The sequence below is a fragment of the Streptomyces sp. NPDC049541 genome, assembly GCF_044465725.1.
In the GTDB taxonomy this organism is placed as follows: Bacteria; Actinomycetota; Actinomycetes; order Streptomycetales; family Streptomycetaceae; genus Streptomyces.
Genome location: NZ_JBITLY010000018.1, coordinates 34245 through 56009, shown reverse-complemented (window position 1 = coordinate 56009; position 21765 = coordinate 34245). Strand labels below are relative to the sequence as shown.

Genomic DNA, 21765 nt, shown 5'->3' with positions numbered 1-21765 from the left:
GATGAACGGCCTTTTGCAAGGTGCCGGAGGGCGGTGTCTCAGTCGCCGTTGCCGGGGGTGGGCGTCGTCTTCTGAATCTGCATCAGGAACTCGACGTTCGACTTCGTCTGCTTCATCTTGTCGAGCAGCAGCTCGATCGCCTGCTGCTGGTCGAGCGCGTGCAGCACGCGACGCAGCTTCCAGACGACCGCCAGCTCCTCGTTGCCGAGCAGGATCTCTTCCTTACGGGTACCGGACGCGTCGACGTCCACCGCCGGGAAGATCCGCTTGTCCGCGAGCTTCCGGTCGAGCTTCAGCTCCATGTTGCCGGTGCCCTTGAACTCCTCGAAGATCACCTCGTCCATACGGGACCCGGTGTCGACGAGAGCGGTCGCCAGGATGGTGAGCGAGCCACCGTCCTCGATGTTGCGCGCCGCACCGAAGAAGCGCTTCGGCGGGTACAGCGCGGTCGAGTCGACACCACCGGACAGGATGCGGCCGGAGGCGGGCGCGGCCAGGTTGTACGCACGGCCCAGACGGGTGATCGAGTCGAGCAGCACGACCACGTCGTGGCCCAGCTCCACCAGGCGCTTGGCGCGCTCGATGGCGAGCTCGGCGACCGTGGTGTGGTCCTCGGCCGGACGGTCGAAGGTCGAGGAGATGACCTCGCCCTTGACCGACCGCTGCATGTCGGTGACCTCTTCCGGACGCTCGTCGACCAGGACGACCATCAGGTGGCACTCGGGGTTGTTGTGCGTGATCGCATTGGCGATCGCCTGCATGATCATGGTCTTGCCGGTCTTCGGCGGGGCCACGATCAGACCGCGCTGGCCCTTACCGATCGGCGACACGAGGTCGATGATCCGGGTGGTGAGCACGCCCGGGTCCGTCTCCAGGCGGAGGCGGTCCTGCGGGTAGAGCGGGGTGAGCTTGTTGAACTCCGGGCGGCCGCGGCCGTGTTCGGGCGCCATGCCGTTGACGGAGTCCAGACGCACCAGCGCGTTGAACTTCTCGCGCCGCTCGCCTTCCTTGGGCTGCCGGACCGCGCCGGTGACGTGGTCACCCTTGCGCAGGCCGTTCTTGCGGACCTGGGCGAGGGAGACGTACACGTCGTTGGGGCCCGGCAGGTAGCCCGACGTACGGATGAAGGCGTAGTTGTCCAGGATGTCGAGGATGCCCGCGACCGGGATCAGGACGTCGTCCTCGCCGATCTGCGGCTCGCTGCCCATCTCGTCACGGCCACGGCGGCCACGGCGGTCCCGGTAACGGCCCCGACGGCCGCGACGGCCGCCCTCGAAGTCGTCCCCGTCCTCATCGGCCCGCGGGCCGTTGTCGCGCTGCTGGCGGTCCTGGCGGGCACCGCCCTGCTGGCGGTCCCCCCGGTCCTGGCGGTCCTGGCGCTGCTGGCCGCCGCCCTGGCCGCCCTGCTGCTCGTCGCCCTTGTTGCCGCGGCCACCGCGGTCACGGCCGCCGCGGTCGCGGTCCCGGCGGTCACGCCGGCCCTGGCGGCCCTCGCCGTCACCGGCGTCGCCCTGCGCCTGCGGGGCGGGCGTCTCGGCCTTCGGCTCGCTCTTCGCCTCGGCGGCGACCGTCTCGGGGCTGCCCGCCTCGGCGGTGGCGCGACGACGACGGCGCTCGGCGGGGGCGTCCTCGCTGGCCGGCTGGCCGGGGATCTCGATCTGCTGCTGGGCCACGGCCTTCTCGGCCGGGGCGGCCGCCTTCTTCTCGGCGGCGGGAGCGGCGTCCTCGCCCGTACGAGCCTTGGAGGTGGCGCGGCGCTTGGGCTTGGTCTCGGCGGCGTCCGCGGCGGAAGACGCAGCCTTCGCCGGGGCGGCACCGCCGCCCGCCTGCGCCTCCTTGATGACCTCGATCAGCTGGCTCTTGCGCATGCGCGCGGTGCCCCTGATGCCCAGGCCGGATGCGACCTGCTGCAGCTCGGCCAGCACCATGCCCTCGAGGCCGGTACCGCGGCGCCGCCGGGAGCCTGCACCGGTGGCAGGCGCGGAGGCGTCCGTGGCGGGCGCGGCAGCGGTCTCCTCGACACGTGCGCCCATCAGATCGGTGGTGTCGCTCACGAAGGGTCCTTCCCTGGAGCGGACGTCGGCCTGTCTGGCTCGGCGACCGGTTGTGCTTCCGGCTTCGGTCCTTGCTGTGTGGACCGTGCCGGGGCGGTGGTCCGCCAAAGGTGGCGGAGGCAATATCTGGGATGGCGCTTCCCAAAGCCGTGGCCGTGGCACCGAGTGTCGGTGTCACGTGGCTTGGTCGCACCGATTCCGGAGCGTGCCCGGCAAGTCGCTCAGTGCCCGCGTACGAGGTACTGCCCACGTACGTCGTACGGAACACAGTGCGGCTTGGGAGGCTCCCGGAAGAATGTCTGTCCCGGACGGGGACACGAAGCACCTCGCCATGGTGGGGTCGGGTGCAGACTTGAGATTAACACTACCGGATCCAACAAACATTCCCCCTCTCGAAATCCGGCAACCGTGTGTCAGGACGCAAGCGGCAGCACGCTCGCTCCCTGGGCGTCGAGTTCGAGCCGGTTCGCGGCCCACCCTTCGCCTGCCAGATGGGCGACCTTGTCGGCGCTGTCGGCGTCGGCCAGCGCCAGCACGGTGGGTCCGGCACCCGAGATGACCGCCGGGACCCCGTCGGCCCGCAGCCGCTCCACCAGCGCGGCGCTCTCCGGCATGGCGGGCGCGCGGTACTCCTGGTGGAGGCGGTCCTCGGTGGCCGGCAGCAGCAGCTCGGGGCGCCTGGTCAGGGCCTCGACGAGCAGGGCGGCACGGCCCGCGTTGGTGGCGGCGTCGACGTGCGGCACGGTGCGCGGGAGCAGGCCGCGCGCGGTCTCGGTGAGAACCGGCTTTCCGGGCACGAAAACCACCGGAACGATGGAATCGGCGGCGTCCATCCTGATCGCGCGGGCGGCGCCCGCCTCCATCCAGGAGAGAGTGAAGCCACCGAGCAGACAGGCCGCCACGTTGTCGGGGTGACCCTCGATCTCGGTCGCGAGCTCGAGCAGGGCCGTGTCGTCGAGCTTCGACTCCCCGCCTATGGTCACGGCGCGCGCGGCGACGATGCCGGCGCAGATGGCGGCCGAGGAGGATCCCAGGCCACGGCCGTGCGGGATGCGGTTGGCGCAGACGATCTCGAGGCCGCGCGGCTGCCCGCCGAGCAGGTCGAAGGCGGTGCGCAGGGAGCGTACGAGAAGGTGTTTCTCGTCACGCGGCAGCGTTTCGCTGCCCTCGCCCGCGATGTCGATGTGCAGCCCGGAGTCGGCCACCCTGACGACGACGTCGTCGTAGAGCCCCAGCGACAGACCGAGGGCGTCGAAGCCCGGGCCGAGGTTGGCGCTGGTGGCGGGGACGCGCACCCTTACGGCGGCGGCGCGGAAGGCGGGACCGGCCATCTCTCGATGACTCTCCTTGAGCTGCGTGATGGTCGAAAACATTCGATACGACATCGGCTACGTACGGGGAGACCCTCAGGCCGCGGAGACGGCGCGGCACCGTCCAGACGCTCCATGGGCGGAGGCATATGCGGCGGGCGGGTTCGGTACAGCCTATCGAAGGATGCTTCTGTGGCGACATAGGGCGCACAGGAGGCGCACGATGCGTGCCGTAAGCCCCCTGTGCACCCCTCGGAGGGAGTTCCCCGTCCGGCAGGACTTCAGGCCGTCCGTCAGGCCGTACGTCAGGCCAGACCGAGGCGCTCGGCCGCCGTCACCGCGTCGACCGGGACGGTGACCGGCTGCGGGGCGCCGGCGACGGCCCAGTCGGGGTCCTTCAGGCCGTTTCCGGTGACCGTGCACACGATCTTCTGGCCCGGGTCGACCTTGCCCTGCTCGGCGGCCTTCAGCAGTCCGGCGACGGACGCGGCGGACGCCGGCTCCACGAAGACGCCCTCCTGCGCGGCCAACAGCCGGTAGGCGCGTAGGATCTCACGGTCCGTCACCTCGTCGATGAACCCGCCGGACTCGTCCCGCGCGGCCAGGGCGTACTGCCAGGAGGCGGGGTTGCCGATGCGGATCGCGGTGGCGATGGTCGAGGGGTCCTTGACGATCTCGCCGCGCACGATCGGGGCGGAGCCGGAGGCCTGGAAGCCCCACATGCGGGGGGTGTGGGTGGCGACGCCGTCGGCGGCGTACTCCTTGTAGCCCTTCCAGTACGCGGTGATGTTGCCCGCGTTGCCGACCGGGAGGACGTGGATGTCCGGGGCGTCGCCCAGCATGTCGACGATCTCGAAGGAGGCCGTCTTCTGCCCCTCGATGCGCACCGGGTTGACCGAATTCACCAGCGCCACGGGGTAGTTGTCGCTCAGCGCTCGGGCCAGGGTGAGGCAGTCGTCGAAGTTGCCGTCGACCTGGAGGATCTTGGCGCCGTGCACCAGCGCCTGTCCCATCTTGCCGAGGGCGATCTTGCCCTGCGGGACGAGAACGGCCGAAACCATGCCGGCGCGCACGGCGTACGCGGCCGCGGACGCGGACGTGTTTCCGGTGGAGGCGCAGATCACGGCCTTCGCGCCCTCCTCCTTGGCCCGCGTGATGGCCATGGTCATGCCGCGGTCCTTGAAGGACCCGGTGGGGTTCGCGCCCTCCACCTTCAGGTGGACCTCGCAGCCCGTGCGCTCGGAGAGCACCTGCGCGGGCACGAGGGGCGTGCCGCCCTCACGGAGCGTCACGACCGGCGTGGTGTCGGAGACGGGCAGCCGGTCCCGGTACTCCTCGATGATTCCGCGCCACTGGTGGGTCATTGCTGGTTACTCTCCTTCAACCCGCATGATGCTGGCGACACCCCGCACGGTGTCGAGCTTGCGCAGCGCCTCGACGGTCCCGGAGAGGGAGGCGTCGGACGCGCGGTGGGTGACGACGACGAGCGATGCGTCGCCGTCCCCCTCTGGCCGGCCTTGCTGGCGAACCGTATCGATCGACACACCGTGCTCCGCGAAGACGGTCGCCACCTGGGCGAGAACACCCGGTTTGTCCGCCACGTCGAGGCTGATGTGATAGCGGGTGACGACGTCACCCATGCCCGACACGGGCAGCGCGGCATACGCCGACTCGCCGGGCCCCGTTGCCCCGCTGAGCCGGTTGCGGCAGACGGCGACGAGGTCGCCGAGCACGGCGGACGCGGTCGGCGAACCGCCGGCACCGGGCCCGTAGAACATGAGCTGCCCGCTCGCGTCGGACTCGACGAACACGGCGTTGTACGCGCCGCGCACGGAGGCGAGGGGGTGGCTCAGCGGAATCATGGCGGGGTGCACGCGCGCGGTGACCGACTCGCCGTCCTGCGCCCGCTCGCAGATGGCGAGGAGCTTGATGGTGCAGCCCATGTTCTTCGCCGAGGCGAAGTCGGCCGCGGTGACCTCCGTCATGCCCTCGCGGTAGACGTCGTCGAGCCGCACCCGCGAGTGGAAGGCGATGCCGGCGAGGATGGCGGCCTTCGCGGCGGCGTCGAAGCCCTCGACGTCGGCGGTGGGGTCGGCCTCGGCGTACCCGAGCGCCGTGGCCTCGTCGAGCGCCTCCTGGTACCCGGCCCCCGTGCTGTCCATCTTGTCGAGGATGAAGTTCGTCGTCCCGTTGACGATGCCGAGCACCCGGTTGACCTTGTCACCGGCGAGGGACTCGCGCAGCGGGCGGATCAGCGGGATGGCGCCGGCGACGGCGGCCTCGTAGTAGAGGTCCTTGCCGTGCTCCTCGGCGGCGGCGTGCAGAGCGGCACCGTCCTGGGCGAGCAGCGCCTTGTTGGCGGAGACGACGGACGCGCCGTGCTCGAAGGCGGTGGTGATGAGGGAGCGGGCCGGCTCGATGCCGCCGATGACCTCGACCACGACGTCGATGTCGCCGCGTTTGACGAGCGCGGTGGCGTCGGTGGTGACGAGGTTCGGGTCGATGCCCTCACGGACCCGGTCGGGCCGGCGCACGGCGACACCGGCCAGTTCGACGGGCGCCCCGATCCTGGCGGCGAGGTCGTCGGCGTGCGTCGTCATGATGCGCGCCACCTCTGAGCCGACAACCCCACAGCCCAGCAGCGCCACCTTCAGCGGACGCGTACGCATCATCCGACCTCGTTTCCTCATACCGTCTACGGTGGGACCAGTCTCACTCACCGGACGGGAGTTCCTGTCCTATGTCCGGATCGTGAGACATCTATTTCATTTGTAGGGGGGTGAAACACAGGAGATCTTTCACCCCGTCGGGAGTTTCCCTGACGTCCGACTCATCCGACGTCGAGCCGCAGGAGGTCCTCCTCCGTCTCACGGCGGACGATGACCCGCGCCTCGCCGTCGTTCACGGCGACGACGGGCGGCCGGAGCACGTGGTTGTAGTTGCTGGCCATGGAACGGCAGTACGCACCCGTGGCCGGCACGGCGACGAGGTCACCCGGTGCCAGGTCCGAGGGCAGGAACGCGTCCTTCACCACGATGTCCCCGCTCTCGCAGTGCTTGCCGACGACCCGGGCGAGCATGGGCTCGGCGTCGCTCGTCCGCGACACGAGAGCGACGCTGTACTCGGCGTCATAGAGCGCGGTGCGGATGTTGTCCGACATACCGCCGTCGACGGAGACGTAGGTACGGAGGTTGTCGAGGGGCTTGATGGTGCCGACCTCGTAGAGCGTGAAGGCCGTCGGACCGACGATGGCCCGTCCCGGCTCGACGGAGATGCGCGGGGTGCGCAGCCTGGCCGACTCGCACTCGCGCGTGACGATCTCGGTGAGGGCCTTGGCGATCTCGTGCGGCTCACGGGGATCGTCGTCGCTCGTGTACGCGATCCCGAGCCCGCCTCCGAGGTCGATCTCGGGCAGCTCGACTCCGTGCTCGTCGCGGATGTCCTTGAGCAGCCCGACCACCCGGTGTGCGGCGACCTCGAAGCCGGACATGTCGAAGATCTGCGACCCGATGTGGCTGTGGATCCCGATGAGCTCGAGCCCGTCGAGCTGCAGCGCCCGCCGCACGGCCTCGGCGGCCTGCCCGCCGGCCAGCGGGATCCCGAACTTCTGGTCCTCGTGGGCGGTGGCGATGAACTCGTGGGTGTGCGCCTCCACACCCACGGTGATACGGATCTGCACGCGCTGCCGCTTGCCGCGTTCCTGCGCGATGTGGGCGACGCGGACGATCTCCTGGAAGGAGTCGAGCACGATCCGCCCGACACCGGCCTCGACGGCCCGGGTGATTTCGTCGACGGACTTGTTGTTGCCGTGGAAGGCGATGCGCTCGGCGGGCATGCCCGCGGACAGGGCGGTGGCGAGCTCACCCCCGGAGCACACATCCAGATTGAGCCCTTCCTCGTGCAGCCACCGCACGACGGCACGCGACAGGAACGCCTTTCCGGCGTAGAAGACGTCGGCGTCGGCGCCGAAGGCGCTGCGCCAGGCCCGCGCCCGGGCCCGGAAGTCGGCCTCGTCGAGGACATAGGCCGGGGTGCCGTACTGCTCGGCGATGGTCTTCACGTCGATGCCGCCGACGGTGGTCACGCCGTCCTCGTCACGGGTGACCGTCTGGGACCAGACCTTGGGGTCGAGGACGTTGAGGTCGGTGGGCGGGGCGGAGTAGTGGCCCTCGGGGAGGACGTCGGCGTGACGGGGCCCGGCGGGGTGTGCGGAACGGCTCATCTTCTTTGCTGGCTCTCTAGAGGTGGTGGGGTGCGTCGATGCCGAGCAGGGACAGGCCGCCGGCCAGCACCGCCCCGGCGGCTTCGGCGAGCGCGAGCCGGGCACGGTGGGCGGCCGAGGGTTTCTCGTCACCGCGCGGCAGCACTACCGGAAGGACGGCGAGAACGGCATCGGCGACGGTGACGAGGTGCCGGGCCAGACTGTCGGGCGTGCGCTGTGCGGCCGCACGGGCGAGAACCCGGGGATGGTCGGCGAGGACGGCGAGCAGGGTGGCCATGTCCTCTCGTACGTCTCCGGGCTCGGGGGTGAAGCCCAGGTCGGCGGCGTTACGGCTGAGGGCCCGGGTGCGGGCGTGGGCGTAACGGACACGGAAGAGAGGGTTGCTCTCGCGCTGGACCAGATGATCGGCGGTGATACGGGGCCGGTCGTGGGCGGCGGGGTACAGCAGCGCCCAGCGGGCGGCGTCGGGACCGAGGAGTGCGGGGTCGTCGGGGGCCGGGACGGGCCGGAGGTTCACCGGCTCGCGATGGTCGACCTCGACGCGGCCGCCCTGGGAGCCGACGATGCGCACGAGGGCGTCGGCGACGACTTCGGCCCGTACGTCGTAGGGGATGCGCAGTTCGACGACTGCACCGGCGAGGGCGTCACTGTGACCGTAAGCCGTCCCGTCGCGGAGGATCTCGCGAGTGAGCGCGGCGGCGGATGCGGATGCCCCCTGCAGGCTGATGTTGATGAACCCCGGCCCCGTGACGACGACGTCCGCCACACCGTCCGTACGGGCGAGGTGCTGCTGCAGGATCTCGGCGACGCGCCGGGGCGGCTGCCCGGAGGGCCGTGCGAGCTGCAGGGCGATGTTGGTGGCGTAGTCGCCGCAGCCACCCGGCCCGGGCGGCACGACAGCGGCCCGTTGCGGTACGGCCACGCTCAGCTCCCCCTCGTCGACAGCACGACGCACCGCGCGCAGCACGGTACGGGAGAGCTCGACGGGGGTCACGGCACAAGCGTATGGGAGGAGGGGGGTGGGTAGGCGAGCCGGTTTCGGGAGAGGTCCGGGATGTGGACGGGGCGGGTGAACGGAGAACCTCCGCCCGGGTCAGCCGCCGGCCCGCCCGGCCCGCTCGGCCTCCCCGAACCCGAGAACGCTCCCGAGCCCGGACTCACCGCCGTCTCCCCTGCTCCGTGCACTCCTCTTCCTCTGGACCAACTGCTGTACGAGGCGCACGAGTTCGCCGGGCTCGAAGGGCTTGGCGAGAAAGGCGTCGACCCCCACGTCCAGCCCGGTCTCGACCTCGTACGAGGTGCAGGCGCTGACGATGACGAGGGGAAGGTCACGGGTCAGCGGATCGGAGCGAAGCCGGGAGGCGGTGCGCAGACCGTCCAGCCGGGGCATCACGACATCGAGGGTCACGACGTCGGGCCGCACCTGATGAACGACATCCAGACACTCGGCACCGTCAGCCGCGGTCACCACCTCGAAACCCTCCAGCTCGAGATTGACCCTGATCAGCTGCCGGATGACCTTGTTGTCGTCCACAACAAGCACCCGGCCCGACGCGCCTGGCACAACTCGAGAGTAGGTCCGGACCGGCCACCGCGTCCGGGTTTTCCCCACTTCCGGCCCTTGCGGGGGACGCCCCTCCGCCCTCCGCGGCGACAACGGGCAACGCCGGAAACCCGTTCATGAACACCCCGGATGAACTGGTAGTGTTCTACCCGTCGCCGCGCACAGCGCAGCGATCACGCCCCCGTAGCTCAGGGGATAGAGCAACGGCCTCCGGAGCCGTGTGCGCAGGTTCGAATCCTGCCGGGGGCACTCGCCAGTCAGCCAGCAAGAATCGCGCGCTGAGCTGGGCGAATGCCGACATGAGGGAGCGGGAGTCAGTCTCACTGGCTCCCGCTCTCTCTCGTTGTCTCCCAGTGTTCGCGACACACCTCCGACACGCTTGGTGAGCCTGCATAGCAACTGATGTCGCTTTCCGGGCCCGGGAAGCAGGGCGCAGACGCTCGGCAAGGAGCGCTGGTTCGCTACTCCGCACTCCCCGTGCTTCCTGCACTCCCTCGGGGCGCCTGATTGCCTGGTCGTCGCCTACTTGGCGTGTCCGAACGAAGCCTCTAGTGTCATTGTCAGAGGTGCCTGCTTCACTTGACCTCTGAACACCATGAGGGAGCACCCATGACGACCGTGATCCGCAAGACACCTGCGGAACTCACAGCTCAACGGGAACGCCTGCTCGCAGAGGTGCACATGACCTTCGAGGAGCTACGCGACCGAGCTGAGAACTACAGCCTGAGTAGCGACGAGCTGGATGTCTGGCACACCATTGAGGGCATCGACTACCTTCTCAACGGTGAGTGCTGAGGAAGCTACGCTCGACGAAAAGGCGGCTGAGTTCGCCGATACGCTGACAGACCTTACGCGGGGAGTCCTCGGTCAGGACTCCCCGCGTTTTTCTGCCCTGAACGTTGGAAACCGCATCAGGGTTGCACCACTAGCCGCTGACGGCCGAAGTATGCGTATCCCCATAAAGATCGACGGTGAGAGGTGTCTTAGTCTCCACGTTCAGCACTTCTGCTGCTGGGACGGCCCGAACATGTACCTCGCAGCCGATCGGGCTGACGTGCATGTCTTCTTCGAGGGTGTGCAGGACCCATTGCTTCGCTATGAATACCTGCGCCACTCAAAGAATCCTCCGGGAGCCCACTTGCAGGTGCACGCTCACCGGGACGAGATGGCCTATCTGCTCCGCCTCGCCGAAAAGAAAAAAGGCAGGCCGGCAGCGATGATGCGGAAGGGCAAGTTGCCTCGGCTGTCAGAGATGCACCTGCCAGTCGGCGGCCACAGACTGAGGCCAGCGCTTGAAGACGTGCTACTTCTGCTAGTCCGAGAGTTCGCCATCGATGTTGAGGACGGATGGGACTCAGTTCTAGACCAGCACCTCCGGAGGTGGCGCGTGTTGCAACTCAAGTCCGCGGTTCGCGACGCTCATGAGTCTGCTGCCGAGACTCTGCGAGAGATGGGTTACACCGTCGAGCCTCCCAAAGACATGGAACCCCAACGAGTGGACTCTCGCCTCTACTGGCCCTGAGCTGGTCCAGGATTTCATCGGTGCTGCGCGGGAGGATCTTGATGATGACGGAACAGAGGTGCGAGTCCGTAACCGATAGTAGGGGGCTGTCCACACAGCCCCCTACTCAGGTCATTGCATGTCGCCCTCTTCCTCCAAAGCCTTTGTGATCTTTGCGTTGGCGGCTTCCTCGTGACCGTCAATACAGCCGTGATACCGGCGGTGGATCACCTCCGGCGAGTTACCGACCCGCCGGGCCACCTCGGCGATGGGCACCCCCGCGTTCAGCCACCGCGTGATGCACGCGTGCCGCAGGTCGTACGGGCGCCCGGCCAGCGGCGAATCGACGCGTTCCGGTGGAAGCGCGTACTCCCGCGCTTCCTCCCACACCCGCCAGTAGGTCGATGAGCCGACCACTCCCCCCCGCTCGTTGCCGAACACGCGTCCTTCCTGGGCTGTCCCGAACTCGTTCAAGTGCGCCTGAAGGATGGCCACCAGGACGGGCGGGATCGGCACTGGCCGATCGGTGGATGCTTCCCGCGCCTTCAGGCCCCGGCGGTCGTGCCGCTCCCCCGAGTCGGTCCACTGCTTACCGGAGACGGGGCGCGTCTCCCTCAGCGTCAGCGTGCCCCAAGCCGACTCGGGCAGGTGGCAGTCCGACAGTCGTAGCCCGACTGCCTCGGCGGGCCGTAGCCCCGCGTAGTACAGCACCGCGTAGAAGGCCACCAGGCGCCGGCCACGGCAGCGATCCCACGATCCGATGTAGGAGACGGCCGTGAGCAACTGCCGCGCCTGTACGGCGTTCACCAGGACGCGGCGGTCCACCACGTCGTTCGTGCCGACGTACTTCCGGCGGGTGCGCTGAAGCGGGTTCTCCGGGAGCTCCCCGGCGACCACAGCGTGTTCGAGGGCGGTGTTCAGAGCGCGACGGCGCCGTTTGTACGTATCGCCCGCCGCCGGAGTGCCGTCCAGCTTGTAGCTGAGGCGGTAGAGCACGTCTTCGAATACCTCGGGGTGGGCCAGGTCGCCCAACGGCCGATCGGCCGTCGTAACCCAGTCCAACGCGGCCTTTAGTTCGGCCGGCGGTTCCTCTCCTGCGTTTGCGGGCACGACCCCCCACCTGAAGGCCAGTCGAAGCAACTCGTTGCTGGGAGTGCCGTCCCCGCGCTTGACCATGGCGAGCGTCACGGCCGCGAGGCCGTCCGCCATGCCCTCACGGGTCTTGGCCGCGCCCGTACGCCATCGCCCTGCCACGTATTTCCGGCAGAACTCGAACCACCGCAACGCCGGTTCAGCATCCGCTGCTTCGGCGGCCTCGGCCGCCGCGCGCACCTCGGACTCCGGCAGTCCCGATTCGATCTCGAATGCTTCGCCGCGCCGGTTCATGGCGTGCCACAGCTCGTTGCGTCGGCTCTCGGCGAGCGGGTACGTGGCGAACGTATCGCCGAACACCTGACCGGCCACCACCCAACGAAGGCGCCATGGGCGGGACTTACGGCCGGTCTTGGAGATCTTCCACAGCTTGACGTCGAAGGAGTAGCCCGGCTGGGCCGATCCACGAGGGCGCCCGGCCGGGGTGTCGTTCTCGGTGCTCACGCAGCGTCCTCCCGCTCCGCAAGCCAACGCTCATACTCCGACCGCCGGATGCGGATGTCGCCGTTCGGGAGCTTGATCGAACGGGGTGCCTTCCCGAGTTGGCGCCACCGGTAGAAGGTCGCTGGCGCGACCCTGAGGTCAGCGATGACCTCCTTGATGGTCAGCTTTTCGTCCCGCGTGCGGGCGCTCATGCCGCCGTCCTCTCTTCAGTTTTGGTCCGAGAGTTGGTACTGGGCCCTATTCAGGAATCCGCTACATCCGCTACATCCGCTACAGCGCAGGTCAGGGTCCTGTTGCGTGTAGCGGATGGGCGGGATGTAGCGGATAGATGGCGCTATGCCGTGCGGTCAGCGGTAGCGGCTTCGGGAGTGATGTAGCGGATGCCGGGAAGCTCTTCCGCTACGGATTTACCCCCGCTGACCTGCGGTGTAGCGGATGTAGCGGATGTAGCGGTTTTCTCGGGGGGCGGGGGGCAGTAGCGCAGCCACGCGTCCGCGAGATCTTCCGTGTAGTACCCCTTGGGCACGCCCTGCGCGGTGCGGATCGACCGGGGCCCGATCGGCTCGTTCTTCGCCGTGACGTACTCCCCGAGCATCTTCGCCAGCATCCGGGCGTTCAGCGGCTTGCCGTTACCGTCCATGTCCGCCCACGGGGCGTCGTCGATCCGGTGCAGGACTTCGAGGATCACGGCCGTGGGCATGCGCTCGGCGCCGCAGAACACCTTGTCGCGCAGGTCGGTCAACAGCCGGATACCGAGAGAGGAACCGTTCCCCTCCCCGGCGGCACGGACCAGCTCCAGGCAGGCCACGCGGGCTCGCTCCGGCCAATGCCCGCCCGCCGCGTCAGCGACCGCCAGGAGCGGTTCCCACACGTCGGCGGGCCGGTCGGAGACTCCCTCGGGCATCTCCGGCCAGGCCTGGGCGACGTCGTCCCGGATGGTGTCGGCCCACTTGGCGAGCCGGTCACGCAGGGCATGGCCCTGCTTCTCGTGGACGCGCCGGCGGTAGGGCTCGGCCTTCTCGTTGGGGGCCTTCTTCCGCATGCGGATGATGACCGAGCGGGTCAGGATAGTGTCCGGCAGGGAGCCGAGTCCGGCCATGGCGACGGCGCAGAACGAGGAGAACCACTCCGTGTTCTGGTTCGAGCCGTCACCGACGCAGCGCAGCGACTTGGCCCCGCGCCGGTAGCCGGAGTTCAGGAAGCCGCGGACCTCTTCGTTGCCGCCGGCCTTGGGGCCGAACACGGTGTCGATCTCGTCGAAGAGGAGCGTCGGCGTGCCTCCCTCAGCCTCCACCAGCCGGAACAGCGCGTTGGCGGAGGCGTTGACCGTGGTGGCCGCGCGCGGGGTGAGGGTTTCCACGATCTCCAACGCGCGGGACTTGCCCGATCCGGGTTCCGGAGAGAGGAACGCCAAGCGGGCGGTGCCGTCGAAGGCGTCGATCAGGTGGGCGTGCGCGTCCCACAGCGTGACGGCGACGTACGCGGCCTCGCGGGGGAAGACGTTGAAGCGGCGGTGGAACGCTTCGACCTCGTCAAGCAGGGCCGCGCCGTCGATGGACGGCTCGGGGGTCGTGGTGCTGGTCATGCGGCGTTCCTCCTTTCCTGGGTGGTGCGGAGCGGGCATTCGTCGCGGTGGGCTTCGTGGTCGGCGATCAGGGCGTGCACCTTGGCGTGTCCGACGGCGCTGCGGTCCCTGCCGCACAAGCACTTCGAGGTGGCGGTTGGGGTGATGCCTCGGGGTGCGCAGATGCAGAGCCAGGCCACGGGGAAGCGCCCGTCACCACGCGACGGGGCGCTGTGGCTCTGCACCGGGGGAAGGGATGAAAGGACGGCCTGTCGGCCGTCGCTCTTCGTGCCACGGCCCCCGTCCGGGGCGGGCGCAGACAGGCGCGAGAGGCCCGATACGGGCGCGAGAGGCTTTTCAGGCCCGCGGCGGGAGGTCACACGGCCTCCCGGGGGCGGGCGGTGCGCAGGGACCAGTCCAGGGCACTGCGGATGGTGGTGCGGCACTCGGTGGCGGACAGTCCGGCCGCCTCGCCGGCCCCCTGAAAAGCCTCCTCCACCACGTCCCGGGGGATCTCGCCCCAGGCGACGAACCGTCCCAGCGAGCGGGCGCCCGCCAGCAGCCGGTTGTTCCGGCCGCCCTCCGATGTGCCGCGGACGGCGGCAGTCTCGCGTTCCAGCGCCACCGTGGCGCGGCGGGTGGCCTGCCCCGGGATCAGCAGCGGGGCGGGCGCCGCCTCGCGCGTGGGCGGGGTCTGGAAGTGGCGCAGGAGCCACGCAGGCAGAACGGCCGCGGGCACGTCGTCGACCACCGTGTAGGCGCCCTGCGGGGTGATGCTGCCCGCGGCCACGACGTTGCCGCCCCACGCGCGGGTGTCGACGTACGGGGCCAGGGTGCGGGCGGTGTTGTGCAGGCGGACGCCCGGCGGGGCGGTGAAGTACAGGTGCATGCCGCCGGAGGGCGTCCGCACCGTGTAGGTAGTCGGCCAGGACACTCCGGCGCGCTCGCAGAGCGCCAACAAGGACGTCGCGCCGCAAGGCGCGTCCGAACTGCCCTTCCGCTCTTCGTCCTTGGGCACGTCCAGGTCGACGACGACCAGGCCGGAGGGGCCCGGGGCGATGCCGACGTTGAACGCGCCCTCCGACCAGGCCGCGCGGATGCGGTCGGGGTCGGTGGTGGCGCGCTGTTCCCACTTCACATGGCCGGCGGCGCACTCGCCGATGCCGGGGCAGGCGGCTTCGCCGTGCAGGGCGGAGCCTTTGCCGCCGGGGCGCAGCGGGTGGACGTGCCAGCCGCGCGCGGCGGCTTCCAGGGCGGCGGCAAGCAGATGTTCTCGCCGCATACGGGTGGGATGGGTCATGCTGGATGCCTCCAACAGGTCTGTTGCGGACTGGTTGGCCGGGGCGACCGCGTGTCTTTGGCGAGATCGGGCGGTCGCCCCGGGCGGGTCTAGAACGGCGGCTTGGGCGCGTTGCCGTCGGTGGCCCACGCGTCATCGGACGGGGCGCCACCGTTGCCGCGCTTGCCGTTGATCGTGACGGTCGTGAAGCGCAGGCTCGCGCCGATCTCGTCGACCTCCACGGCGAGCATGGAGCGGTTGTCGCCCTCCGGGGTCTTCCAGTCGTGCTGCCGGATCCGGCCGGACAGCACCACGCGTGAGCCCTTGCCGAGGGATTCGGCGACGTGTTCGGCGAGCGCGCGCCAGGCGGCGCAGCGGAAGAACGTGGACGTGCCGTCCTTCCACTGGTTGGACTCGCGGTCGAAGGTGCGTGGGGTGGAGGCGACGGTGAACTTGGCGAGCGCCTGGCCGGAGTCGGTGAACTTCAGTTCCGGGTCGGCGGTCAGGTTGCCGATGATGGTGATCGGGGTCTCTCCGAACGACATGCTGTCTCCTGAACTGGTTGGGTTAGAAGGGCGGTTCGTTGCTGTAGCCGTCGGGGGCCCACGGGTCGCGGCCGTCGTCGCGACGGCGCAGCGCGCGAGGGTGGCGCGGCAGGGGCAGCAGGACCCAGCGGCGGGTGTCGTCCCAGCAGTTGCAGGGCTCCCAATCGGTGCCGTCGTACTCGCCGGTCTCGGGGTCGCCGTAGTCGTACTCGACGGCGCCCTCCCCCTCGCAGTTGGTGCAGTCTGGGTCGGGGGTGTCGGTCAGGACCAGCGCCCGGCGGGGCCAGTCGGTGACGCGGATGCGCAGTCGAAGCAGACGGCCGGTCACGCGGCGCGCTCCTCGGTCTCGGCCGCCATGTCGTCGACCTGCATGAGCAGGTTCCCGAGCTGGCGGCGGGTGAGGTCACCGGTGTAGGTCGTGGGCAACCCGTCGTTGTCCCAGCTCAGTTCGACGGTGACGATCTCGTCCGGGTCGATGTCCATCAGCGCTCCCTGCTCGTGTCGCTCGTGGATTGGGCGGGCCTGGTGTGGCCGGGGTGCGGGACCTGGGTTGTCTGGTGGGTTCCGTCCTGGTGCGTGCCGAGGTACAGGCCGATGAGCAGTCCGGCGATGGCGAGGACTTTGTGCCGGTTGGCCTGCCACCAGGTGGGTGGGGTGGGTTCGGTGAGCACACCTATGACGGTCGGGGCTTTCGCCACAACGGGGTCTCCTTCGCTGGGTGGGGTGGTGGGGGGAGGCCGGGCGGCCTGTTCAGTGCTCGCATGCCGTGCCGGGGCGGGTGGGCGAGGACTGGACGGAGCGTCCGGAAGTGCGCACGCGAGAGGGCTCGCACCCTCGGGGGTGCGAGCCCTCAATGACAGGCGTGCGTCAGAGGCCGAAGGGGATCTCTTCTCCGGGAGACGGCTGGGGGTCCCTCCTTCCAGGTGCGACCGCCGGTCGCTACTTGGGGAACCTCTGTTTTCCTGGGGATTCAGCCGTGGATCTCGTTGTGGGTCTTGCCGAGCCATCGGGTTTCGGTGTTGAGGTGCATGTTTCGGTTCTCGATGTAGGAGGGGCCGTGGTGGTGGTTGTGCACCTGGCCCGGGGGCATCGCGGACGCTGCCGCGGCCACACCCTGCGCGCCCTCCCGCACGGCGCGGCCGATCATCTTTGCGGCGATGCCGCCCGCGAGGACCAGGCCGACGGGGGCGCCGGCGCCGATGGCGAGGTTGACCGGGCTGGTCTGCCCCACCACGTAGAGCACGAGGCCGGTCATGCCGCCGATCGGGAGGGAGGCCAGGCCCGCGGCGAGCATCACGCCGCTGATGTCCGTGGCCTTCTGGCTCATCGGGGTCCGTCCGTGCTGCGCCACGGGGTGCGCTCCTGTCGGACGCACGGGCGTGGTGTCGCGGTAGGTGGTGGCCACGGGGCCGTTGTCGCTGATCCAGTCGGCGATCAGCCGGGCTGCTTCCGCGTCGGCATGCGCCTTCTCCTCGGGGGTCAGCTCGTGGGACATGTGCGCTCCTTGCTCGGGAGACGGCTCGAACGGCAGAGACCGCCCCGTGCCTCCGGAACGGAGCGGGGCGGTCTCGTGCCGAACTGGCCTACTTGCTGCCGACGTTGTTCACGGTCTGGCTGGCGGTCTGGGCACCGGTGCCGAGCATGTGCTGAACGGTGCTGACGACGTTGCCGCCCCACGGGGTGGCGACCAGGCAGATCCAGAACAGCGAGACTGCGATGAACTCGCGCTTCTTGAAACCGCGGTCCTTCCACATCCAGATGCCGAGAGCGGCGGCGATGATCAGGAACAGGGCGGTGGCGGTGATGGTCATTCGGGTACTCCGCTTCGAGGGTTGTGTCAGGCGTCAAGGCGTTCGGCGGTGTGCCAGTCGAGGCCGACCTGCGTGAGCTTGTTGAGGCGTTCGAGCCGCGCGGTCACGTTGGCGACGTTGGACGGCTTCAGCTCGGTGACCTCGGCGATCTGCTTGTTGCGCCGGGCTCCGCCGTCCACGGCGTTCCAGACCCGGACCCGCGGGGGAAGGGGCACCAGGGTGTCCAGGTCTTCGTCCTCGACGTCCGCGTTCGCGTCGGCCTCGACGACCGGGGCCGCGGACTTGTGCATGTCGATGACGACGGCGCCTGAACTCTTCTTGCCGGACTTGGACTTGAGCAGGGCGGTCAGGAACGCCTCTTCCTCCGTGGCGTCCATGTGCCGGTACTCGTCGCGGTGCAGGTAGGCGATACCGGCCGCGTCCGCCTCACGGTCTGTGAGAGTCATTTGGGGCAGCGTGCGGAACACCTTGGCCGCGTTGTGGTGGTACATGACGCGGGACTGCGTGTACTGGGCGCCGCCGTCGGCGATGTAGCACAGGCCCCCGGTGCCGGACCCGTCCGGGAACGTCTCGGGGATCGCCTCAAGGCGGAATTCGGGGGTGCGCGAGCCCAGCGACATGGTGTCCACGTCCGTGCGCGCGGTGCGGAACAGGGCGATGTTGCCGGACTGGAGCATGTCCCTGACCGCGTTGGCGTCGGCGTTGGAGCCGATGGCGTCCAGGTTGGGCAGCTGCACATGGGCACGCGCCCCAATGCCGGCGGCGCGGGTCTGGCGTCCCAGGTGCGAGACGCCCCGCAGAACGGCGGCAGCGTTCTTGCTGCGGCTGCCGTCCTTGGCCATCTCGTTGAACTCGTCGAAGGTCACCGCCATGGGCGCGAACGGCTCGCCCGGCACGAAGAACGACCGGCCCGTCTCCAGGTCGCCGTCCGCATCCCGCCACTGCATGCGCATCTGCTCGGCAAACCGGTGCTTGCCCACGTTGGAGGCGGCCTGTGCCATCAGGGCGAAACCCAGGGGCGACTTGACCAGCCAGTCAAGGTCATCGGTCCACGAGGCGTAGCCCACGCCGCCCTTGCCGTCGGCCACCCACGAGACGAACCCGTTGATTGCCTGGGAGATCAGCAGGGCTTCCTCCAGGGAGGTCTTGCCCGCCCCGGTGGTGCCGGAGTCGAAGGAGTGCACGGCCGACATGCCCGGGGTGCCGGACAGGCCGAACTTGCCCGCGTTGGGGATCATCAGGCGCCACCGGGCGGGCTGGCCGTAGATGTCGCGGCCGACCGTCACGTAGCCGTTGGCGTCCATGCGCAGCGCGTCCAGGTCGAGGGGCACACCCTCCTGTAGCGGGTTCGAGATCATCTCGTTGACCTCGATCCGGCGGGCGTCCAGCGCCCGCAGGTGCAGGCACGAGACGGCTTCCTCGCCCGGCATGTCGAGCGCCTGGGCGATCGTGCGGGGCTGCACGGCCGTGGCCGGCGTGCCCTTGCGCGGCAGCAGGATCGTGAACTTGCGGCCGGTGTCGGTCTCTTCCACCCCGTACAGCTCACTGCCCTCGTACGGGTTGTACTCCTGCCACACCGACGGCAGGTCATCGCCCGCCTTGACCGTGAGCGGCTTGAGCCGCGCGGTCAGCTTGGCCCGGTTGGCGGCCATGTCGTCGGGCCGGTAGACGTTCACCGCGCGCGGCGGCACCTCGAAGGCAATCGAGACCTCGTCCTGGCCCACGGACAAGGCCGACTTGGCGGTCGTTGAGACGATGACCGCCGTCAACTTGTCCTCGTCCAGCTCGACCGAGGTGAGATTGGAGGCGGGCAGCGGGCCCCGGTCGGCGGCGATCCACTCCGCCCACCGGGTGAGGTACCAGTCAACGTCATGCCCGGCGGCGGGAGCTGTCGTGCGCGGGTCGGGCTTGTCCCACACCCACACCCCCCACGAGGAACCCGCGGCCATCGCTACGAGGCGTCCCCACCAGGGCAGTTCTATGTAGCCAGAGGCGGGCAGCGCCACCAGAGGACCGGCCCGCAGGGCCATTTCCGCCGGGCTGTACCGGCGCCACCAGCCGTGCTCCCAGTCGGGCAGCAGCCGGGACCAGGCGGTGCGCAGCGCCTCGCAGCGGCGCTTGCGGACTTCCGCGGTCGCGGCCCGTACCAGGGTGGGGCGGTGGGGGTGCGCGTACCAGCCGGGCAGCGGCTCGTACGGTGCGACCTTCAGGCGCCGGCGCATCCGGCGCAGGCTGCGGCGGTAGCCCCGGCGGCTGCTGCGGCACATCCACTCCCAGGGCTCGCCCTGGCCGGGCAGCCACCGCCACGGCCCCGGCAGCATGCCCAGGGCCGTCCAGCCGGCGGCCACGGCGCTCGTGCCCAGCGTGGTGACTATCAACGGTTCGCCGCTGAGCACGGCGCCCGCGGCGGCCAGGGCACCCCCCGCATACAGGCCCGGGGAGCGCTGGAGTTCGGCCACCTTCAACCGCAGGGCGCTGACCTCCTGCTTCTCGGTTTCCTTGTTCGCTACGGTCGTTGCTGTCATCGGGCTCCTACTCCGTTCGCGATGACAGAGGGCGGGGCCGCTCCAACGGCCCCGCCCTCAGCGGTGTTCGTGGTCTCCGGTCTGCGCCCGTGCGGCGCGGGTCAGTGGCGCTTGATGAACTCCCGGTCGGCCATCTGCACGGAGTGCGTGCGGTTGGCATCGGCCATCCGGCCGTGCTGTGACTGGGTCTCCTGGCTCAGCCCGTCGGCCGCGTTCGACAGCCCGTCGGCCTCGGAGACGATCCTGCCGACGTTGGCGGCCATCGCCTCGGAGAGCGTCGCGACCTCCATGTAGGCGGTGGTCGTCGGCTCATCGACGTTCAGGACGGTCATCGCCTCGGAGAGGTAGCGGGCGGAGTCCGCCCGGTCCTGGAAGCGCGCCTGAAGCCGTTCCACGGCCGACTTGGTGCGCGCGGCCCGAATCGCGTAGGCGCCCGCACGGGCGAGGACGGCCGCATAGGTGATGACGCTGCCGACGGTCTTTGCTGCACCCATGGTCAGGCCCCCCGGGTCTCGTAGAGGTCGGATTCGGCGATGACGTCCTCACCGTCGACGGCGTCCGAGGTGTAGAACTCGCGGTCGGCGACGTCCTCCATGTCCTTGGCGATGTCCGCGTAGACGCCCTGCCCGGTCTCCAGCAGCGTCTTGGCCTTCACCACGGCCTCGCCCTGGGCGACGGTGTTGTCCTTGAGTTCGTCCAGGCTGGCGTGGATGCCCTGGTACCTCTCCAGGGCCCGGGAGATCCAGCCGATGACGGACTCGCCAACACCCGCGTTCCGGGCGTCGGCGATCAGGGCGTCGGCACGGCCGATCTCCCGCTCGCAGCGCACGCCGATCCGGTCGTAGACCTTCACGTCCTCGTCGCACATCAGCGACAGTTCGTCGCTCTCATCCATGACGGACTCGTAGGTGACTTCCGCTGCCATACGGCCAACTCCGTTTCGTGTCCGTGCCGTTCCGGAACCCGGGGCGGATTCCGGCGGTGTAGCGGGGGTGGTTTCTTCTGCCGCAGGCTCCGGCGCCTTCTCGGTAGCCGGGTCAGGTGCCGCGTCCTCCGGCTTGCGGGGCTCCGGTACCGCCCCGGACTCCTCAGCGGCCGTCTCCGGCGCTGTCTCCGCCTCCGTGGTGCTCGGAGCCGCCGAGGCCTCCTCCGGCCCTGTGGCGGGCTCTTTGGCGGCTTCCTCGACCGGAGCGGGCTCCGGCTTGGCCTCCGGCGTCTCGTCGGCGGCGGGTTTCTCCCGCTCCGGCGGTCCGGGCCCCGCGGTGGGCTCCGGCTTCTCGTGGACGGTGGGCGCGTCCTTCGGCATCGGCGGCACCTCCGGCGGGTGCGCCGGCGGTAAGGGCACCAGGACCGGGGCGGGGTCGTCGTGCCCCTCAGCCGTGCGACGCTCGCGGTACTCGCGCACCGCGCTCTTGCCGGTGTCCTTGGCCCAGGCGACGCCGCGCGCGGCCCAGGCGCCAGCCCGTCCCGCGCGACGGCCCATCGGGGTGTAGGTGCGTTCCACCGGGACGTGGCTGCGGTAGCCGGAGCGGAAGGTGTCCGGGACGACCGGGGCCCCCGTGGCGGGGGCCGGTTCCTTCCACGGCGAGACGCCCGGCAGGGGCGCCGGGGGCCGCACGCCGTGCTTGTCCGCGATCTCCCGCACCGCTTTCTCGTGACGGCGCTGTTCCTTGGCCAGGGCCCGGTCCGCCGGACCGAGGCCCATCGACTCCGCTTCGCTCTGTTTGCCCGCCAGGAAGGCGAGGGCGCAGAGCAGCAGGATCTCCATGCTGTCCCCTCACGGGTGGTCACCGG

The 21765-nt window shown here is 69.7% G+C and carries 22 protein-coding genes and 1 tRNA gene; 3 read left to right on the top strand and 20 right to left on the bottom strand.

All coding sequences use genetic code 11. From position 1 onward, the window contains the following. Positions 1-38: 38 nt before the first annotated feature. The 7 genes from rho to ACIBW9_RS40095 all read right to left on the bottom strand — a co-directional run bounded on the left by rho (position 39) and on the right by ACIBW9_RS40095 (position 9198). Positions 39-2054, bottom strand: coding sequence for a transcription termination factor Rho (gene rho / locus ACIBW9_RS40125; protein ID WP_398963087.1), 2016 nt, complete (start codon positions 2052-2054; stop codon positions 39-41). 413 nt (positions 2055-2467) lie between these two features. Continuing rightward, positions 2468-3385 (bottom strand): homoserine kinase, encoded by a 918-nt coding sequence (gene thrB / locus ACIBW9_RS40120; RefSeq protein ID WP_115905887.1) that lies wholly within the window; start codon positions 3383-3385, stop codon positions 2468-2470. Positions 3386-3669: 284 nt separating this feature from the next. Further along, entirely contained in the window at positions 3670-4728 is a 1059-nt protein-coding gene (gene thrC, locus ACIBW9_RS40115) for a threonine synthase (RefSeq protein ID WP_030928687.1), read from the bottom strand. Between the two features lie 6 nt (positions 4729-4734). Next, positions 4735-6033, bottom strand: coding sequence for a homoserine dehydrogenase (locus ACIBW9_RS40110; RefSeq protein ID WP_398963258.1), 1299 nt, complete (start codon positions 6031-6033; stop codon positions 4735-4737). Between the two features lie 161 nt (positions 6034-6194). Then, entirely contained in the window at positions 6195-7586 is a 1392-nt protein-coding gene (lysA, locus tag ACIBW9_RS40105; RefSeq protein WP_398963084.1) for a diaminopimelate decarboxylase, read from the bottom strand. 16 nt (positions 7587-7602) lie between these two features. Further along, complete coding sequence (nrtL, locus tag ACIBW9_RS40100; protein WP_398963081.1) at positions 7603-8580, bottom strand: ArgS-related anticodon-binding protein NrtL; 978 nt, start codon at positions 8578-8580, stop codon at positions 7603-7605. Between the two features lie 99 nt (positions 8581-8679). Next, complete coding sequence (locus tag ACIBW9_RS40095) at positions 8680-9198, bottom strand: response regulator (protein ID WP_398963079.1); 519 nt, start codon at positions 9196-9198, stop codon at positions 8680-8682. A gap of 129 nt (positions 9199-9327) precedes the next feature. Between ACIBW9_RS40095 and ACIBW9_RS40090 the strand changes: the two genes are divergently transcribed. From ACIBW9_RS40090 to ACIBW9_RS40080, 3 genes are all read left to right on the top strand, one after another. Then, positions 9328-9399, top strand: a tRNA-Arg gene (locus tag ACIBW9_RS40090). 360 nt (positions 9400-9759) lie between these two features. Further along, entirely contained in the window at positions 9760-9945 is a 186-nt protein-coding gene (locus tag ACIBW9_RS40085) for a hypothetical protein (protein WP_398963076.1), read from the top strand. Continuing rightward, on the top strand, positions 9935-10672 hold the full coding sequence (locus ACIBW9_RS40080; RefSeq protein WP_398963073.1) for a hypothetical protein: 738 nt from the start codon (positions 9935-9937) through the stop codon (positions 10670-10672). The genes ACIBW9_RS40085 and ACIBW9_RS40080 overlap by 11 nt, the downstream gene beginning before the upstream one ends. Positions 10673-10783: 111 nt before the next feature. Here the strand turns inward: ACIBW9_RS40080 and ACIBW9_RS40075 are convergent, their stop codons facing one another. The 13 genes from ACIBW9_RS40075 to ACIBW9_RS40015 form a co-directional block, all read right to left on the bottom strand. Continuing rightward, the gene (locus ACIBW9_RS40075) at positions 10784-12247 is read right to left on the bottom strand and encodes a tyrosine-type recombinase/integrase (protein WP_398963071.1); all 1464 of its coding nucleotides are present in this window, start codon (positions 12245-12247) and stop codon (positions 10784-10786) included. Further along, positions 12244-12438 carry a helix-turn-helix transcriptional regulator gene (locus ACIBW9_RS40070; RefSeq protein WP_398963067.1) on the bottom strand — a complete coding sequence of 65 codons (195 nt, stop codon included), beginning with the start codon at positions 12436-12438 and terminating at the stop codon, positions 12244-12246. Before ACIBW9_RS40070 ends, ACIBW9_RS40075 begins: the two co-directional genes overlap by 4 nt. Positions 12439-12581: 143 nt before the next feature. Beyond that, on the bottom strand, positions 12582-13832 hold the full coding sequence (locus ACIBW9_RS40065; RefSeq protein ID WP_398963064.1) for a DUF3631 domain-containing protein: 1251 nt from the start codon (positions 13830-13832) through the stop codon (positions 12582-12584). A gap of 355 nt (positions 13833-14187) precedes the next feature. Beyond that, entirely contained in the window at positions 14188-15111 is a 924-nt protein-coding gene (locus ACIBW9_RS40060) for a bifunctional DNA primase/polymerase (RefSeq protein ID WP_398963061.1), read from the bottom strand. Positions 15112-15200: 89 nt separating this feature from the next. Further along, positions 15201-15635 carry a single-stranded DNA-binding protein gene (gene ssb / locus ACIBW9_RS40055; RefSeq protein WP_398963058.1) on the bottom strand — a complete coding sequence of 145 codons (435 nt, stop codon included), beginning with the start codon at positions 15633-15635 and terminating at the stop codon, positions 15201-15203. A gap of 22 nt (positions 15636-15657) precedes the next feature. Beyond that, a complete protein-coding gene (locus tag ACIBW9_RS40050; RefSeq protein WP_398963055.1) occupies positions 15658-15963 on the bottom strand; it encodes a hypothetical protein in 306 nt (101 codons plus the stop codon). After that, the gene (locus tag ACIBW9_RS40045; RefSeq protein ID WP_398963053.1) at positions 15960-16118 is read right to left on the bottom strand and encodes a hypothetical protein; all 159 of its coding nucleotides are present in this window, start codon (positions 16116-16118) and stop codon (positions 15960-15962) included. Before ACIBW9_RS40045 ends, ACIBW9_RS40050 begins: the two co-directional genes overlap by 4 nt. Next, positions 16118-16333 carry a hypothetical protein gene (locus ACIBW9_RS40040; RefSeq protein WP_398963050.1) on the bottom strand — a complete coding sequence of 72 codons (216 nt, stop codon included), beginning with the start codon at positions 16331-16333 and terminating at the stop codon, positions 16118-16120. The genes ACIBW9_RS40045 and ACIBW9_RS40040 overlap by 1 nt, the downstream gene beginning before the upstream one ends. Before the next feature lie 272 nt (positions 16334-16605). Further along, complete coding sequence (locus tag ACIBW9_RS40035) at positions 16606-17130, bottom strand: hypothetical protein (RefSeq protein ID WP_398963048.1); 525 nt, start codon at positions 17128-17130, stop codon at positions 16606-16608. Positions 17131-17218: 88 nt separating this feature from the next. Next, positions 17219-17446, bottom strand: a complete 228-nt coding sequence (locus ACIBW9_RS40030; protein WP_398963045.1) for a hypothetical protein — start codon at positions 17444-17446, stop codon at positions 17219-17221. A gap of 26 nt (positions 17447-17472) precedes the next feature. After that, a complete protein-coding gene (locus ACIBW9_RS40025; RefSeq protein WP_398963043.1) occupies positions 17473-19971 on the bottom strand; it encodes a hypothetical protein in 2499 nt (832 codons plus the stop codon). A gap of 101 nt (positions 19972-20072) precedes the next feature. Next, complete coding sequence (locus tag ACIBW9_RS40020) at positions 20073-20465, bottom strand: hypothetical protein (RefSeq protein ID WP_398963040.1); 393 nt, start codon at positions 20463-20465, stop codon at positions 20073-20075. 2 nt (positions 20466-20467) lie between these two features. After that, positions 20468-21739, bottom strand: coding sequence for a hypothetical protein (locus ACIBW9_RS40015; protein ID WP_398963037.1), 1272 nt, complete (start codon positions 21737-21739; stop codon positions 20468-20470). Positions 21740-21765 lie beyond the last annotated feature (26 nt).

Bases quoted from the DNA above. Each gene is read 5' to 3' on its own strand.
- ACIBW9_RS40025 (WP_398963043.1), bottom strand. From the start codon at position 19,971: ATGACAGCAACGACCGTAGCGAACAAGGAAACCGAGAAGCAGGAGGTC.
- thrB (WP_115905887.1), bottom strand. From the start codon at position 3,385: ATGGCCGGTCCCGCCTTCCGCGCCGCCGCCGTAAGGGTGCGCGTCCCC.
- ACIBW9_RS40065 (WP_398963064.1), bottom strand. From the start codon at position 13,832: ATGACCAGCACCACGACCCCCGAGCCGTCCATCGACGGCGCGGCCCTG.
- ACIBW9_RS40060 (WP_398963061.1), bottom strand. From the start codon at position 15,111: ATGACCCATCCCACCCGTATGCGGCGAGAACATCTGCTTGCCGCCGCC.
- ACIBW9_RS40045 (WP_398963053.1), bottom strand. From the start codon at position 16,118: ATGGACATCGACCCGGACGAGATCGTCACCGTCGAACTGAGCTGGGAC.
- ACIBW9_RS40070 (WP_398963067.1), bottom strand. From the start codon at position 12,438: ATGAGCGCCCGCACGCGGGACGAAAAGCTGACCATCAAGGAGGTCATC.
- ACIBW9_RS40030 (WP_398963045.1), bottom strand. From the start codon at position 17,446: ATGACCATCACCGCCACCGCCCTGTTCCTGATCATCGCCGCCGCTCTC.
- ACIBW9_RS40085 (WP_398963076.1), top strand. From the start codon at position 9,760: ATGACGACCGTGATCCGCAAGACACCTGCGGAACTCACAGCTCAACGG.
- ACIBW9_RS40035 (WP_398963048.1), bottom strand. From the start codon at position 17,130: ATGTCCCACGAGCTGACCCCCGAGGAGAAGGCGCATGCCGACGCGGAA.
- ACIBW9_RS40110 (WP_398963258.1), bottom strand. From the start codon at position 6,033: ATGCGTACGCGTCCGCTGAAGGTGGCGCTGCTGGGCTGTGGGGTTGTC.
- ACIBW9_RS40015 (WP_398963037.1), bottom strand. From the start codon at position 21,739: ATGGAGATCCTGCTGCTCTGCGCCCTCGCCTTCCTGGCGGGCAAACAG.
- ssb (WP_398963058.1), bottom strand. From the start codon at position 15,635: ATGTCGTTCGGAGAGACCCCGATCACCATCATCGGCAACCTGACCGCC.
- thrC (WP_030928687.1), bottom strand. From the start codon at position 4,728: ATGACCCACCAGTGGCGCGGAATCATCGAGGAGTACCGGGACCGGCTG.
- lysA (WP_398963084.1), bottom strand. From the start codon at position 7,586: ATGAGCCGTTCCGCACACCCCGCCGGGCCCCGTCACGCCGACGTCCTC.
- ACIBW9_RS40020 (WP_398963040.1), bottom strand. From the start codon at position 20,465: ATGGGTGCAGCAAAGACCGTCGGCAGCGTCATCACCTATGCGGCCGTC.